The sequence below is a fragment of the Myxococcus sp. CA040A genome (assembly GCF_013336725.1).
GTDB classification, from domain to species: domain Bacteria; phylum Myxococcota; class Myxococcia; order Myxococcales; family Myxococcaceae; genus Myxococcus; species Myxococcus llanfairpwllgwyngyllgogerychwyrndrobwllllantysiliogogogochensis.
Window position 1 is genome coordinate 108,449 of sequence record NZ_JABUMR010000008.1, and the last position, 17,879, is coordinate 126,327.

The 17,879-nt window shown below is 69.8% G+C and carries 1 protein-coding gene; it reads right to left on the bottom strand.

Translation table 11 applies throughout. The annotated features are described in order from the left end of the window. Positions 1-57: 57 nt before the first annotated feature. Positions 58-17,879 (bottom strand): non-ribosomal peptide synthetase (locus tag HUA75_RS33495; RefSeq protein WP_174488708.1); only part of this gene is annotated, 17,822 nt, incomplete at its 5' end.

The following is a 17,879-nucleotide window of genomic DNA, read 5'->3' on the forward strand; positions in this document are numbered from 1 at the left end:
GTGGCTGCCGCGTCGGACCTCCATGTCCGAGTCGCGGCAGCCACCTCACGTTCCTGCTCAGCGCGAGGACTTCAGCGCATCCCGCAGTCGCTCGGCCAGGGTTTGCACGCCGGGCTCACGCAGCAGTCCGTAGTGGTCTCCCTTCACCGGGTGACGCTCCAGTCCTTCACCGATGAGCGCGGACCAGCCGCCATCCGTGGGCAGCTCCGCGTCGTGCTCGGTGGCTTTGAACAGCACCGCGCGCGTGGACAGCGGCTTCGCCACGTAGCGACGCGCGGCACCCAGGTTCGCCTCGAACACCCGCAGCAGGGACTTCAGTTGTTCGGGGTCCGTTCCGGGAGGAAGGACTCCCGCTTGGGTGCCCGCCGCGAGCAGGTGCTCCAGGACCGCGTCCGGCTCCAGCGAAGCGAGCGCGCCGAAGTCGAGAGCGAGGTTCGTCAGCGACGCCCCGAGCAAATCTCTCGCGAACATGCCGACCACCTGCAACCGATCCAACTCCGACGGCTCCTGGGCCCGCGTCACGTCCGGGGCGTAGCTGTCGATGAGCGCGAGCAGCTCCACCTGCTCCCCCTGTGCGCGGAGCTGCTGCGTCATCTCGTAGGCGATGACGCCGCCGAGTGACCAGCCTCCCAACAGGTAGGGCCCCGAGGGTTGGACCTCACGCATCGCCGTCACGTAGGCCTGGGCCATCTCCTCGACGGTGCCTCGCGGTGCTGCTTCCCCGTTCACGCCCCGCGCCTGGAGGCCGATGAAGGGACGCTCCGCTCCGAGTCGACGGGCCAGTTCGGCGTAGGCGAGGACGTTGCCTCCCACGGGGTGCACGCAGAAGAACGGCGTCTTCCCGCCAGGGCGCGGGGCTCCGAAGGGCACCACGGTGGACGGGGTGAGAGGGGCGTTGTCGCTGAGCAGGACCGCGAGCTGCTCCACCGTGGGCGCCTGGAAGAGCGCGGCCAGCGGAACCGGGCGGCCCACCGCCTCGCTCACCTCCGCCATGAGGCGCACGGCCATCAGCGAGTGACCACCCAGTTCGAAGAAGTTGGCGCGGACTCCGACGGCGCGGACTCCGAGCACCTCTTCCCAGATGCGCACCAGCCGCAGCTCCAGAGGTGTCCTCGGCGGCAGCGCGGACTCCGTTCCGGACGCATCGACGGACGGTTCCGGCAGGGCCCTCGTGTCCACCTTGCCGTTGAGCGTCAGCGGCAGGGCGGGCAGGGCGACGAAGGCGGACGGCACCATGTACTCGGGCAGGCGCTGCTGGAGCCACGTTCTCAGCGTGGCCACATCCGGCGCGGGCGGCGTCGAGGCCACGATGTAGGCCACGAGCCTCTTGTCTCCCGCGCCATCGTCTCGCGTCACCACGACCGCGTCTCGCAGGGACGCGTGCTCGCGCAAGACCGCGGCGATCTCGCCGGGTTCGACCCGGAAGCCGCGCACCTTCACCTGGAAGTCCATGCGTCCGATGAACTCCATGCGGCCATCCGCGAGCCACCGGACCCGGTCTCCCGTGCGGTACATGCGTGCCTCGCTCGCCGTGCTGAACGGGTCCGCGAGGAAGCGCTCCGCCGTCAGCTCGGGACGCCCGAAGTAGCCTCGGGCCACCTGGGGGCCACCCACGTACAGCTCGCCGGGCATCCCCACGGGGACGGGCCGCAGGCCCGCGTCCAGCACGTACAGGCGCGTCTGCCCCAATGCCCGACCGAGCGGGACCTGCGCGGGGGCCTTGTCACCGGGCGGCAGCTCCACCCGCCCCGCGAGGACACCCACCGTCGTCTCCGTCGGCCCGTAGTGATTGAAGACCTCGCACTCCGGCGCGAGCGCGTGGACCTTCTCCAGCAGGGCCCACGACGACGACTCGCCGCCCGTCACCAGTCGCTTGCGCGGAAGGACACGTCGCGGCTCCGGCACCGTCAGCAACGCGGCCAGATGCGACGGGACGATCTTCACGCAGTCCACCGCGTGGCGCTGGAAGTACTCGGCCACTCCCTCCGGACTTCGCGCCCGCTCCTGCGTCAACACGTGCAGCAGCCCACCCGTGACGAGCGCGGGGAACAGCACCGTGTTGCCCAGGTCCGCGGCGAAGGTGGAGACCATCGCGAAGCTCGAGCACTCGGTCAGCCGCAGCCGGTCGATGGCCGCGTGCACGTAGCTCATGAGCTGGCCGTGCGGCACCGCGACGCCCTTGGGGCGACCCGTGCTGCCCGACGTGAAGAGCACGTAGGCCAGGTGCTCCAGGCCGACTTCGACTCCCGTCGCGTGGACAGGCTGGTTCGCGAGCAGCGCCGCGTCCTCATCCATCCGCACGCACCGGACGTCGAGTCCGTCGAAGGCACCCGCGAGGCGCGCCTCCGTGATGACGATGGGCGCGGACACTTCTTCCACGAGGCCGCGCAGGCGCGCCGCGGGCTGCGACGGCTCCAGCGGAACGTAGGCCGCTGCCGCCTTGTGGACCGCGAGCAGCGCGGCGACCACCTCCACGCCACGCTCCAGGCACAGGGCCACGGGCACATCCGGCCCGGCACCCAACGCGCGCAGGTGATGCGCGAGCTGATTGGCGCGTTGGTCGAGCTGACGGTAGCTCCACGCCTGGTCCTCGCAGCGAAGCGCGGGGGCTTCGGGAGTCCGCGCGGCCTGCTGCTCGAAGAGGCGATGGAAGGGATGCCCCGGCTGCACACTCGCTTCGACCGGGGGGGCGTCCAGGAGCAGTCGCTTCCGCTCATCATCCGTGAGCAGCGAGAGCGTGGCCAGCGGGGCATCCGGCGTGGCGAGCGCGCGCTCCAGCAGGTGCTGGAAGTGGTGCATGAGGCGCTCGGCGGTGGCCGGCTCGAACAGGTCGGTGCTGAAGACGAGACCGCCCCGGTAGCCGTCGGTCGCTCGGACCATGTGGAGATTGAGCTCGAACTTGGTCGAGCTGTGCTCCACGTCCACGCTCTTGAGCGTCAGGTCCGACAGCGCGACTTCGGGAGTCGGTGCGTTCTGGAGCACGAACATGGCCTGGAACAGGGGCGTGCGGCCCAGGTCCCGCGCGGGCTGGAGTTCTTCCACCAGTCGCTCGAACGGGAGGTCCTGGTGCTCATAGGCGCCGAGTGTCGTGTCACGCACCTGGGCCAGCAGACCTCGGAAGGTCAGCTCCGGCGTGAAGCGCGCGCGCAGCGCCAGGGTGTTGATGAAGACACCCAGCATGCCCTCGGTCTGTGCATGTCGACGGCCCGCGATGGGCGAGCCGACCACCACGTCGTCCTGTCCCGAGTACCGCTGGAGCAGGGCCTGGAACGCGGCCAGGAGCAGCATGAAGGGCGTGACCTTCTCGCGGCGGGTCGCCGCGTCCACCGCGTCGCTCAGCGCGGGAGACAGTCGCAGGGACGCCAGTCCGCCATGGGACGAGAGCGCGGCCGGACGAGGCTTGTCCGTGGGCAGCTCCAGCGCGGGAGCGGCGCCATCGAGGTGACGCTTCCACCACCCGAGCTGCTCACTCAAGGCCTCACCCTTGAGCCAGCCTCGCTGCCACACCGCGTAGTCGGCGTACTGCACCGGCAGCTCCGGCAAGGGCGACGGCGCTCCTCGCTGGAAGGCCTCGTAGAGCTGGGTCAGCTCACGCACCAGCACGCCCATGGACCAGCCGTCCGAGACGATGTGGTGCATGCACACGAGCAGGACGTGCTCCGTCGGCGTGACGTGCAGCACGGTGACTCGCAGCAGGGGACCCGCGGCCAGGTCGAACGGACGGAGCGCGTCCTCCGTGGAGAGGCGGAGCACTTCGGCCTCACGTTGCTCGGGAGGCAGCTTCGTCAGGTCCACCGCGTTGAACGGCGGAGTCGCCGTCGCATGGATGACCTGTCGCGGCTCGCCGCCCTCCATCGTGAAGGTCGTGCGCAGTGACTCGTGACGCTGGACCAGCGCGTCGAAGGCACGCTGGAGCGACGTCAGGTTCACCGTGCCCAGGAGCTTGAGCGCCCAGGGGATGTTGTAGTGCGCCTGTCCGGGCTGGAGCTGGTCCAGGAACCACAGGCGCTGCTGCGCGAAGGACAGCGGGAGCGCGCCTCCTCGCGGCACGGGCACCAGCGGCGGCAGCACCGCGAGCCCTCGTTCCATGGACAGCCCGCGCTGGAGATGCTCCGCGAGCCCCGCCAGCGTGGGGGACTCGAAGAGTGTACGGACGCCCAGCTCCAGGCCCAGCTCCGCGCGGATGCGCGCCACCAGTCGGGTCGCCATCAGCGAGTGGCCGCCCAGCTCGAAGAAGCTGTCGTGACGGCCCACGCGGGGGACCTGGAGCAGCTCCGTCCACAGCTCCGCCAGTCTCGACTCGAACGGGGTCGCGGGCGGCTCGTGCGCCCTCCCCATGTCGAAGCCAGACGCGTCCGGCACCGGCAGGGCCTTGCGGTCCACCTTGCCGTGCGTCGTCTGAGGGAGCGCGGACAGGTACATGACGTGCGTGGGCACCATGTACTCAGGCAGCCGTTGCCGCAGCCACGCTCTCGGCTCCTCACCGGTGAGGGCCTTGCCGTCGGCCGTGACGACGTAGGCCACCAGGCGCTTGTCGCCGGGCACATCCTCCCGGACGACGACGGCCACCTCGCGCACCTCGGGATGCGCGCGCAGGGCGGATTCGACTTCACCCAGCTCGATGCGGAAGCCACGCACCTTCACCTGGAGGTCGATGCGTCCCAGGAAGCGGAGCGCGCCGTCCTGCGTCCAGCACACGCGGTCTCCCGTGCGATAGAGGCGCTCTCCCGGCGTGGTGGCGAAGGGATGCGGAACGAAGCGCTCGGCGGTGAGCGCCGGACGTCCCTGATAGCCACGTGCCAGGCCCGGGCCTCCGATGAACAGCTCGCCGGGCACGCCCACCGGGACGGGCCGCAGCGACGCATCCAGGACGTAGACCTGGGTGTTCGGAATGGGCCGGCCAATGGGGACGGAGTCGCCCAGGGGCTCGCCCGGTGGCAGCGACTGTTGCGTCGTCACCACGGTGACTTCCGTGGGGCCATACGCGTTGGTGAGCGCGAGCCCACGCGCCAATCGCTCGCGAGCCCTGGGGACGGGCAGCACGTCGCCACCCACCCACAGCCGGGGCAGTCGGGACAGGGCCTCCGGCTCATGCTGCTGCATGACGTCGAAGAGGGCGGTGGCCAGCAGCGCGGTGGTGACGTGGTGCTCGTCGATGACGCGGGCCAGCTCCGTCACCTCCGGTGTCACCGGCGGGTACACGGCGAGCCGCGCCCCCGTGAGCAGCGCGCTCCAGATCTCCAGCGCCGTCGGGTCGAACGTCAGCGGAGCCACCTGGAGGATGACCTCGCCCGGCTCACGAGACGCGAAGCCCATGCCGGAGACGAGGCGCAGCACGCCCCGGTGAGTGATGGCCACGCCCTTGGGTGTGCCGGTGGAGCCCGACGTGTACGTGACGTACGCGAGACTGTCCGAAGCCAGCGGCACGGAGAGTGGCTCCGCGGACTGGCTCTCGATGAGGGGAGAGTCGGTGGCGAGCACCACCACGGGCCAGGGCCCGGAGGGAATCACGCCCTGGACCGCGCTCACGGTGAGGACACCGGCGACGCTGGAGTCCTCGAGCATGAACGCGATGCGCCGCGACGGATGGCTCGCATCGAGCGGGACGTAGCAGCCGCCGGCCTTGAGGATGCCGAGCAGCGCCACGTACAGCTCCAGGCTCCGCGGAATGCATATGGCGAGGCGCGGCTCCTGCCCCAAGCCCAGGGACAGCAAGTGTCGAGCGAGCTGGTTCGAGCGCGCGTCGAGTTCCGCGTAGGTGAGGTGCTGGCCCTCGAACTGAATGGCGATGGCCTCGGGCGTGCGCCGGACCTGCTCAGAGAACTGCTGGGGCAGGGTGGCCTCGGACGGGTAGTCCGCGCGCGTGTCATTCCACTCGACGAGGACGCGCCGGCGTTCGGCCTCCGTCATCAGCGACAGGGCGGAGAGCGGTGCGTCCGCTTCGGCGACGGCCGCTTCCAGCAGGCGCAGCAGGTGCGCCCCCAGTCGCTCGATGGTGGAGTGCTCGAACAGCTCCTTCTTGAAGGCCAGTCCTCCGCTGTAGCCCTCCGGAGTTCGGGTCAGGGCGAGCTCCAACTCGAAGCGACTCACGGCGTGTTCCACGTCCACGCTTCGCAGCGTCAGCTCCGGCAGTGCCACCTCCGCGTCTGGCGTGTTCTGGAGGGCGAAGAGGGCCTGGAACAGCGGAGTGCGGCTCAAGTCACGCGTCGGCTGAAGCTCCTCCACCAGTCGCTCGAAGGGGATGTCCTGGTGTTCGTAGGCCCCGAGCGTCATGTCGCGCACCTGGGCCAGCAGGCCCCGGAACGTGAGATCTGGCGTGAAGCGGGCGCGCAGCACCAGGGTGTTGACGAAGAAGCCGATGAGACCCTCCGTCCGGGCATGGTGGCGGCCCGCGATGGGCGAGCCGATGAGGATGTCGTCCTGCCCCGAGTACCGGTGCAGCAAGGTCTGGAATCCGGCCAGCAACAGCATGAAGGGCGTGACGCGCTCACGTTGAGCGAGGGCCTCCAGTGCGTTGCTGAGCGCGGGTGACAGGCTCAGGGGGATGCTGGCGCCCTGGTGAGAGAGCACCGCCGGGCGAGCCTTGTCGGTGAGCAAGTCCAGCGTGCCAGCTGCTCCCGAGAGCCGGCCCTTCCACCAGTCGAGCTGCGTCTGAAGCGTCTCACCCTGGAGCCAGTCGCGCTGCCAGAGGGAGTAGTCCGCGTACTGAATCGGCAGCTCCGGCAGGGGCGACGGAAGGCCCTGGCGGAAAGCCTCGTAAAGCTGGACCAGCTCGCGCACCAGCACCGTCTGAGACCAGCCGTCGGAGATGGCGTGGTGCATGCACAAGAGCAGCACGTGCTCGTTCGGCTCCAGCACCAGCAACGTGGTGCGCATGAGCGGCCCCGAGGCGAGGTCGAACGGAAGGCTCGCATCCTCCATCGCGAGCCGCGTCGTCTCTTCCGCCCGCTGCTCGGCGGACCGGCTCGTGAGGTCCACCATCCGGAGGTTTCCGGGCAGGGCGGGGTGGATGACTTGATGAGGCTCGCCTTCCACCGCGCGGAACGTGGTGCGCAGCGACGCGTGGCGGCGCACCAGTTCGTCGACGGCCTGCTGGAACGCGGTGGGTTCCAGGCGCCCGGACAGGCGCAGCGCCACCGGTATGTTGTAGACCGACGTGCCCGGCTGGAGCTGATCCAGGAACCACAGGCGCTGCTGCGCGAAGGACAGGGGCACGGTGCCCTGGCCGCGAGGCTTTCCCAGCTCCGGCAGGGAGCTGCTCGACGTCGCGCTGGTGAGGCGCTCCGCGATCCCCGCCAGCGTGGGGGACTCGAAGAAGGCTCGCAGTCCCAGCTCCACGCTGAACTCGTCGCGGATGCGCGCCACCAACCGCGTGGCCATCAGCGAGTGGCCGCCGAGTTCGAAGAAGCTGTCGTGACGGCCCACCGTGGGGACTCGCAGCAACTCGCGCCACAGCTCCGCCAGTCGCTCCTCCATGGGCGTCGCGGGCGGCTCGTGCGGACTCCCTGTGTCGAAGCCAGACGCGTCCGGAACCGGCAGGGCCTTGCGGTCCACCTTGCCGTGAGTCGTCTGCGGCAGGGCGGACAGGTACATGACGTGCGCGGGCACCATGTACTCGGGCAGCCGTTGCCGCAGCCACGCCTTGGGGTCCTCGCTAGTGGGAGCGTTGCCGTCGGTGGTGGCGACGTAGGCCACCAGGCGCTTGTCGCCGGGCACGTCCTCCCGAATGACGACGGCCACCTCGCGCACCTCAGGATGCGCGCGGAGGGAGGACTCGATTTCACCCAGCTCGATGCGGAAGCCGCGCAACTTCACCTGGAGGTCGATGCGTCCGAGGAAGCGGAGCACACCGTCCTGCGTCCAGCACACGCGATCTCCCGTGCGATAGAGGCGCTCGCCGGGCGTGGTGGCGAAGGGATGCGGAACGAAGCGCTCGGCGGTGAGCGCGGGACGTCCCTGGTACCCCCGCGCGAGGCCCGGGCCTCCGATGAACAGCTCGCCGGGCACGCCCACCGGGACGGGCCGCAGCGAGGCGTCGAGGACGTAGACCTGGGTGTTCGGAATGGGCCGGCCAATGGGGATGGAGTCGCCCAGGGGCATGCCCGGTGACAGCACCTGCAGCGTCGCCGCCACGGTCGCTTCCGTGGGGCCGTACGCGTTGATGAGCGCAAGCCGTCGCGCCAGCCGCTCGCGAGCCGTGGGGACGGGCAGCACGTCGCCTCCCACCAACAGCCGAGGCAGTCGGGACAGGGCCTCCGGCTCGTGCCGCTGCATGACGTCGAAGAGGGCGGTGGCGAGCACCGCGGAGGTGACCTGGTGCTGGTCGATGACGCGGGCCAGCTCCGTCACCTCCGGTGTCCCCGGCGGGTACACGGCGAGCCGCGCTCCCGTGAGCAGCGCGCTCCAGATCTCCAGCGCTGAGGGGTCGAACGTCAGCGGAGTCACCTGGAGGATGACCTCGCCGGGCTCGCGAGACGAGACACCCATGCCGGCGATGAGCCGCAGCACTCCCCGGTGGGTGATGGCCACGCCCTTGGGTGTGCCAGTGGAGCCCGACGTGTACGTGACGTACGCGAGGTTGTCCGAGCAGAGCGGTACGGAGAGCGGAGCCTCGGATTGGGTCGCGATGCGCACCTCATCGGTGTCGAGCGCCACCACGGGCCAGGCACCCGAGGGCAGCACGCCCTGGACCGAACTCACGGTGAGGACACCGGCGACGCTGGAGTCCTCGAGCATGAAGGCGATGCGCCGCGACGGATGGCTCGCATCGAGCGGGACGTAGCAGCCGCCGGCCTTGAGGATGCCGAGCAGCGCCACGTACAGCTCCAGGCTCCGCGGAATGCACACGGCGAGACGCGGCTCCTGCCCCAAGCCCAGGGACAGCAAGTGTCGAGCAAGCTGATTCGAGCGGGCGTCGAGCTCCGCGTAGGTGAGGTGCTGGCCCTCGAACTGGAGGGCGATGGCCTCGGGCGTACGCCGGACCTGCTCGGAGAACAGCAGGGGCAGGGTGGCCTCGGACGGGTAGTCCGCGCGGGTGTCATTCCACTCGACGAGGACTCGCTGGCGTTCGATCTCCGTCATCAGCGACAGGGTGGAGAGCGGCGCGTCCGCGTCGGCGACGGCTGCTTCCAGCAGGCGCAACAGGTGCGCCCCCAGTCGTTCGATGGTGGAGCGCTCGAACAGGTCCGTCTTGAAGGCCAGTCCTCCGCTGTAGCCCTCCGTCGTTCGGGTCAGGGCCAACTCCAGCTCGAAGCGACTGACGGTGTATTCCACGTCCACGCTTCGCAGCATCAGCTCCGGCAGTGCCATCTCCGCGTCTGGCGTGTTCTGGAGGGCGAAGAGGGCCTGGAACAGCGGTGTACGGCTCAAGTCACGCGTCGGCTGAAGCTCCTCCACCAGCCGCTCGAAGGGGATGTCCTGGTGCTCGTAGGCCCCGAGCGTCATGTCGCGCACCTGGGCCAGCAGGCTCCGGAACGTGAGGTCCGGGGCGAAGCGTGCGCGAAGCACCAGGGTGTTGACGAAGAAGCCGATGAGGCCCTCCGTCCGGGCATGGTGGCGACCCGCGATGGGCGAGCCGATGAGGATGTCGTCCTGCCCTGAGTACCGGTGCAGCAAGGTCTGGAAGCCGGCCAGCAACAGCATGAAGGGTGTGACGCGTTCACGTTGAGCCAGGGCCTCCAGCGCGTTGCTGAGCGCGGGAGACAGGCTCAGGGGAACACTCGCGCCCTGGTGCGAGAGCACCGCCGGGCGAGGCTTGTCGGTGAGCAGGTCCAGCATGCCCGGGGCACCCGAGAGCCGGCCCTTCCACCAGTCGAGCTGCGTCTGGAGCGTCGCGCCCTGGAGCCAGTCGCGCTGCCAGAGGGAGTAGTCCGCGTACTGAATCGGCAGCTCCGGCAGCGGTGACGGGAGGCCCTGGCGGAACGACTCGTAGAGCTGGACCAACTCGCGCACCAGCACCGCCTGGGACCAGCCGTCGGAGATGGTGTGGTGCATGCACAAGAGCAGCACGTGCTCGTTCGGCTCCAGCACCACCAGCGTGGTGCGCATGAGGGGACCCGAGGCGAGGTCGAACGGAAGGCTCGCGTCCTCCATCGCGAGCCGCGTCGTCTCTTCGGCCCGTTGTTCGGCGGATCGGCTTGTGAGGTCCACCACCCGGAGGTTTCCGGGCAGGGCGGGGTGGATGACCTGATGAGGCTCGCCTTCCACCGCGAGGAACGTGGTGCGCAGGGACTCATGGCGGCGCACCAGTTCGTCCACGGCTCGTTCGAACGCGGTGTGCTCCAGGCGCCCGGACAGGCGCAGCGCCACGGGCATGTTGTAGAGCGATGTGCCCGGCTGGAGCTGGTCCAGGAACCACAGACGCTGCTGCGCGAAGGACAGGGGCACGGGGCCTTGTCCACGACGCCGTCCCAGCTCCGGCAGTGAGCTGCTCGACGTCGCGCTGGTGAGGCGCTCCGCGAGCCCCGCCAGCGTGGGGGCCTCGAAGAAGGCTCGCAGTCCCAGCTCCACGCTGAACTCGTCGCGGACGCGCGCCACCAACCGCGTGGCCATCAGCGAGTGGCCACCCAGCTCGAAGAAGTTGTCGCGACGGCCCACCGTGGGGACTCGCAACAACTCGCGCCACAGCTCCGCCAGTCGCTCCTCCATGGGCGTCGCGGGCGGCTCGTGCGCCCGGGTGACGCGGTGGAGGTTCGCATCCGGCGCGGGCAGGGCCTTGCGGTCCACCTTGCCGTTGGGCGTGAGCGGCAACACGGCGAGCGGCACGAAGGCCGCCGGCATCATGTACGCGGGCAGCCGCCGCTGGAGCTGGTCATGCAAGGCCAGCACGTCCAGCTCCGGCACCGCGTCCTGCGTCGCCCCGGAGGGCACCACGTACGCCACCAGGCGCTTGTCACCGGGGACGTCCTCACGCACCTGCGCCACCGCGTCCCGCACCTCGGGGACCGCGCGGAGCGCCGCTTCGATTTCACCCAGCTCGATGCGGACTCCGCGCAGCTTCACCTGCGTGTCGCCTCGACCGAGGTACTCCAAGCCCCCGTCCCGCTTCCAGCGGGCCTTGTCGCCCGTGCGGTAGAGCCGTTCGCCCTGGCCGAAGGGATTGGGGGTGAAGCGATCCGCCGTCAGGTCCGCGCGTCCGAGGTAGCCGCGCGCGACGCCCTCGCCACCGATGTACAGCTCGCCCACCACGCCCGTCGGTGTGGGCTCGAAGGCGCTGTCGAGCACGTACGTCGTCACGTTCGTCAGCGGTCGACCGATGGGCACTTCCCGCGCGCCCTCGTCGTTGCTCACCGCCATCAGGTCCACCGCAGTGGCCACCGCCGTCACCTCGGTCAACCCGTAGGTGTTCCGCAGGGGAATGGCCGTGCCCGCGCCGCGCCGCCATGCGGCCAATCGCTCGGGGGCCGCGCGCTCACCGCCAATCACCACCCACTTGAGCTGCTTCGGCAGACGGGCGCGGCCCTCCTCCAGGCTCGCGGTGATTTCGTGCCAGAACGCCGTGGGCAGGTTGAGCTGCGTCACACCCGCCGCCTCGCACTTCGCGAGGAACACCGCCGGCGCGTCCAACATGTCCGGCGTGCGCAGCACCAGCGTCCCGCCTCGCGTGAGGCAGGGATAGATCTCCTCCGCGCTCGTGTCCCAACTGATGGACGCGAACTGAAGCATCCGGTCGCCCGGCTCCACGGGATAGGTCTTCCACGCCGCCCGCGTGAAGTTCACCAACGAGCGGTGTTGCACCACCACGCCCTTGGGGCGCCCCGTCGAGCCGGACGTGTACAGCACGTACGCCGCCGCCTCCGGAGGCACGTCCACCGTGAGCGCCGCCACGTCACCCTCGCGAGGCACGGTGTCCACGTCCAGCCAGTCGCGCCCGGCCAGGTCTCCCAGCTTCTCGCGCGCCGGTCCGCGCGACACCACGACGCGCGCGCCGCTGTCCTCCAACATGAAGGCCAGTCGCTCCGCCGGGTACTCCGGGTCCAACGGCACGTAGGCGCCACCGGCCTTGAGCACACCGAGCAGCGACACCAGCAACTCCACCGAGCGCTCCATGCACACGGCGACGCGCGTCTCCAGGCCGACACCCAGCTCGCGCAGGCGCCGCGCCAGCCGCGTGGCCCGGGCCTCCAACTCGCGATAGGTGACGGAGTCCTCGCCCGACACCACCGCCACCGCGTCGGGAGTCCTGGCCACCTGCGCCTCGATGAGCGCGTGGATGCGCGCATCGGCGGGCAGCTCCTCGCGCTCGCCCGTCCACTCCAGGAGCAGCTGCTGGCGCTCCTCCGGTGACAGCAACGGCAGCTCCGACAGCGGCGTCTCCGGCTGCGCGACGATGGCTCGCAGCAACATCAGGAAGTGCAGGGAGAAGCGCTCCAGCGTCGCGGGCTCGTAGAGGTCGGTGCTGTAGCTGAAGGCACCGTTGAAGCCCTCGGGGGTTCGGGTCAGGTCCAGCCCCAGCTCGACCAGGGCGAGGCCCGTTTCGTCGAGGTCGGCCGGAGACACGGACAGCTCCGGCAGGACGATCTCCGGCAGCGGCGCGTTCTGGAGCGTGAACATGGCCTGGAACAACGGGGTGCGGCTCGCGTCGCGCCGCGGCTGGAGCTCCTCGACCATCTTCTCGAAGGGAACGCCCTGGTACTCGTACGCACCCAGCGTCCTGTCGCGCAGCTGCGCCAACAGTTCGCGGAAGCCCTGCTTCGGGCCGAAGCGCGCGCGCAGCACCAGCGTGTTCACGAAGAAGCCAATCAGCCCCTCCGTGTCCCCCAGGTTGCGGTTGGCGATGGGCGAGCCGACGAGGATGTCATCCTGCCCCGAGTACCGGTGGAGCAACGTCTGGAACGCGGCCAGCAGCACCATGAAGGGTGAGGCGCCTTCCTTGTGCGCCAGCGCCTCCACGGCCTGGGAGAGATTCAGCGGAAGGCGCACATCGACGAGGGCGCCCCGGTGACTGAACACCGCCGGACGCACCTTGTCCGTGGGCATGTCCAGCGCGAAGGGCGCTCCTTCCAACTGCTGCTTCCACCAGCCGACCTGCTCCGTGAGCGTGTCGTCTCGCAACCATGAGCGCTGCCAGACGGCGTAGTCCGCGTACTGGATGGACAGCTCCGGAAGCGGCGACGGGAGCCCTCGACGGAAGGCCTCGTACAGCGCCGTCATCTCGCGCACGAACACGCCGAGCGACCAGCCGTCCGACACGATGTGGTGCACGTGGAGGACCAGGATGTGCTCCTGGGGCCGGAGCTTCAGCAACAGCGTCCGCAGCAGCGGGCCGCGTGCCAGGTCGAACGGACGACGGGCCTCTTCGTTCACCAGCCGGTTGGCCTCCGCGGTGCGCAGGTCCTCCGGGTCCATGTCCGACAGGTCCACCTTCTGCATGGGCACGACGGTCGCGGGGCTGATCTTCTGGACGGGCTGGCCCGCCTCGGAACGGAACGTGGTGCGCAGCGACTCGTGGCGCCGGACCAACTCGTCGAAGGTTTGACGGAGGGCGCGCTCATCCAGCGTGCCTTCCAGGCGCAGGGGGAGCGGGCTGTTGTACAGCGTGGACCCCGGCTCGAGCTGGTCAATGAACCACAGGCGTTGTTGGGCGAACGACAGCGGCAGGTCGTCCGTGCGCGGGACGCGCGTGAGGGCCGGGGCCTTCACCTTCGTGGCCGAACCGAGCTTCGCCGCCAGCTCCGCCACCGTGGGGGCGCTGAACAGCCTGGCCAGCGGAAGCTCCACGCCCAGCGCGGCGCGGATGCGCGACACCACCTGTGTCGCCATGAGTGAGTGGCCGCCCAGCTCGAAGAAGTTGTCGTGGCGGCCCACGGTGTCGCGATGCAGGACTTCCGCCCAGATGGTCGCGAGCTGGGCCTCCAGCGGGCTTCGCGGTGCCGCATCCTCCGGTGTCGTCGTCACGGACGTCTCCGGAACCGGCAGGGCCTTGCGGTCCACCTTGCCGTGCGTCGTCTGCGGCAGGGTGGACAGGTACATGACGTGTGCGGGCACCATGTACTCGGGCAGCCGTTGCCGCAGCCATGCCTTGGGGTCCTCGCCGGAGGGAGCGTTGCCGTCGGTGGTGGCGACGTAGGCCACCAGGCGCTTGTCGCCGGGCACATCCTCCCGAATGACGACGGCCACCTCGCGCACCTCGGGATGCGCGCGCAGGGAGGACTCGATTTCACCCAGCTCGATGCGGAAGCCGCGCAACTTCACCTGGAGGTCGATGCGTCCGAGGAAGCGGAGCACACCGTCCTGCGTCCAGCACACGCGATCTCCCGTGCGATAGAGGCGCTCGCCGGGCGTGGTGGAGAAGGGATGCGGAACGAAGCGCTCGGCGGTGAGCGCGGGACGTCCCTGGTACCCCCGCGCGAGGCCCGGGCCACCGATGAACAGCTCGCCGGGCACGCCCACCGGGACAGGCCGCAGCGAGGCGTCGAGGACGTAGACCTGGGTGTTCGGAATGGGCCGGCCAATGGGGATGGAATCGCCCAGGGGCTCGCCCGGTGACAGCACCTGCAGCGTCGTCACCACGGTGGCCTCCGTGGGCCCGTATACGTTGGTGAGTGAGAGCCCTCGCGCCAGCCGCTCGCGCGCCGTGGGGACGGGCAGCACGTCGCCACCCACCCACAGCCGGGGCAGTCGGGACAGGGCTTCTGGCTCGTGCCGCTGCATGACGTCGAAGAGGGCGCTGGCGAGCTGCGCGGTGGTGACGTGGTGCTCGTCGATGACGCGGGCCAGCTCCGTCACCTCCGGCGTCCCCGGCGGATACACGGCGAGCCGCGCTCCCGAAAGCAGCGCGCTCCAGATCTCCTGCGCTGAAGGGTCGAACGTCAGCGGAATCACCTGGAGGATGACCTCGCCAGGATCACGAGACGCGAAGCCCGCGCCGAAGATGAGTCGCAGCACGCCCCGATGGGTGATGGCCACGCCCTTGGGTGTGCCGGTGGAGCCCGACGTGTACGTGACGTACGCGAGGTTGTCCGAGCAGAGCGGTACGGAGATCGGCTCCGAGGACCGACTCGCGATGAGGGGAGAGTCGGTGTCGAGCACCACCACGGGCCACTCACCCGAGGGCAGCACGCCCTGGACCGCGCTCACGGTGAGGACACCGGCGACGTTGGAGTCCTCGAGCATGAAGGCGATGCGCCGCGACGGATGGCTCGCATCGAGCGGGACGTAGCAGCCGCCGGCCTTGAGGATGCCGAGCAGCGCCACGTACAGCTCCAGGCTCCGCGGAATGCACACGGCGAGGCGCGGCTCCTGCCCCAAGCCCAGGGACAGCAAGTGTCGAGCGAGCTGGTTCGAGCGCGCGTCGAGTTCCGCATAGGTGAGGTGCTGGCCCTCGAACTGGAGGGCGATGTCCTCGGGCGTACGCCGGACCTGCTCAGAGAACAGCAGGGGCAGGGTGGCCTCGGACGGGTAGTCCGCGCGGGTGTCATTCCACTCGACGAGGACGCGCTGGCGTTCGGCCTCCGTCATCAGAGAGAGGGCGGAGAGCGGCGCGTCCGCTTCGGCGACGGCCGCTTCCAGCAGGCGCAGCAGGTGCGCCACGAAGCGCTCGGCGGTGGAGCGCTCGAACAGCTCCGTGTTGAAGGACAGGATTCCGCTGTAGCCCTCCGTCGTTCGGGTCAGGGCCAGCTCCAGCTCGAAGCGACTGGCGGTGTGTTCCACGTCCACGCTTCGCAGCGTCAGCTCCGGCAGTGCCATCTCCGCGGTCGGCATGTTCTGGAGGGCGAAGAGGGCCTGGAACAGCGGAGTGCGGCTCAAGTCACGCGTCGGCTGAAGCTCCTCCACCAGCCGCTCGAAGGGGATGTCCTGATGCTCGTAGGCCCCGAGCGTCATGTCGCGGACCTGGGCCAGCAGGCCCCGGAACGTGAGGTCCGGGGCGAAGCGGGCGCGCAGCACCAGGGTGTTGACGAAGAAGCCGATGAGGCCCTCCGTCCGGGCATGGTGGCGACCCGCGATGGGCGAGCCGATGAGGATGTCGTCCTGCCCCGAGTACCGGTGCAACAAGGTCTGGAAGCCGGCCAGCAACAGCATGAAGGGCGTGACGCGCTCACGTTGAGCCAGGGCTTCCAGCGCGTTGCTGAGCGCGGGTGACAGGCTCAGGGGGATGCTGGCGCCCTGGTGCGAGAGCACCGCCGGGCGAGGCTTGTCGGTGAGCAGGTCCAGCATGCCCGGGGCACCCGAGAGCCGGCCCTTCCACCAGTCGAGCTGCGTCTGGAGCGTCGCGCCCTGGAGCCAGTCGCGCTGCCAGAGGGAATAGTCCGCGTACTGAATCGGCAGCTCTGGCAGCGGAGACGGGAGGCCCTGGCGGAACGATTCGTAGAGCTGGACCAACTCGCGCACCAGCACCGTCTGGGACCAGCCGTCGGAGATGGTGTGGTGCATGCACAAGAGCAGCACGCGCTCGTTCGGTTCCAGCACCAGCAACGTGGTGCGCATGAGGGGACCCGAGGCGAGGTCGAACGGACGGCTCGCGTCCTCCATCGCGAGCCGCGTCGTCTCTTCCGCTCGCTGCTCGGCGGACCGGCCCGAGAGGTCCACCACCCGGAGGTTTCCGGGCAGGGCGGGGTGGATGACCTGATGAGGCTCCCCTTCCACCACGCGGAACGTCGTGCGCAGGGACTCGTGGCGGCGCACCAGTTCGTCCACGGCCTGCTGGAACGCGGTGTGCTCCAGACGTCCGGACAGGCGCAGCGCCACGGGCATGTTGTAGAGCGCCATGCCCGGCTGGAGCTGATCCAGGAACCACAGACGCTGCTGCGCGAAGGAGAGCGGGAGTCGTCCCGTGCGGTCCACGCGAACCAGGGGCGGTTGCTCCCCGCTCGGGCTCGTGCCCTGGGATCGGGCATCCAGACGCGCCGCGAGCGCGGCCACGGTGGGTGCCTCGAACAGCGTGCGCAGGGGCAGCTCCAGGCCCAGCGCGCCCCGGACGCGGACGACCACCTGCGTGGCGAGCAGCGAGTGGCCGCCCATCTCGAAGAAGCCGTCGTGAATCCCGATGCGCTCGATGCCGAGCACCTGCGCGAAGAGCGTGGCGAGCGTTTCCTCCAGCGGTGTCCGGGGCGCCACGTACCTGCCGGGCTGCGCGACGGGCGCATCAGGAGCGGGCAGGGCCTTTCGGTCCACCTTGCCGCTCGGAGACAGCGGCAGCACGCCCAGGTGCGTGAAGGCCGACGGCACCATGTACTCGGGCAGGCGCGGCTGGAGATGGGTCTTCAGCAGTTCAGCCGTCAACGGCTCCGCGTCTCCCGTGACGTAGGCGACGAGGCGCTGGTCGCCGGGGGAGTCCTCGCGAACGAGGACGACGGCGTCGCGGACGGAGGGGTGAGAGAGGAGAGCGGCTTCGATGTCACCGAGCTCGATGCGGAAGCCGCGCAGCTTGACCTGGAAGTCGGAGCGGCCGAGGTACTCGAGCGTGCCGTCGGGCAGCCAGCGAGCGACGTCGCCGGTGCGGTAGAGGCGAGCCTCGGTAGCGTCGGAGAACGCATCGGGGATGAAGCGCTCGGCGGTGAGCTGGGGCTTGCGCCAGTAGCCGAGGCCGACCTGGACGCCGCCGATGAAGAGCTCACCAGGGACGCCGATGGGAGTGGGCTGGCCGAGGGAGTCGAGGACGTAGAGGCGGGTGTTGGCGACGGGCCTGCCGATGGGGACGGAGGAGCGGGAGGAGCCGCGAGCGCAGTGGAAGAAGGAGACGTCGACGGCGGCCTCGGTGGGGCCGTAGAGGTTGTGGACTTCCGCGGAGGCGGGCAGGCGCGAGTGGGCGCGAGCCACCAACTCCGAGGAGAGAGCCTCACCACTGCACACGACGCGGCGCAGGCCCGAGAGCTTCTCGAGTCCCGGCTCCTCCAGGAAGGCGCGGAGCATGGAGGGGACGAAGTGCAGGGTGGAGATGC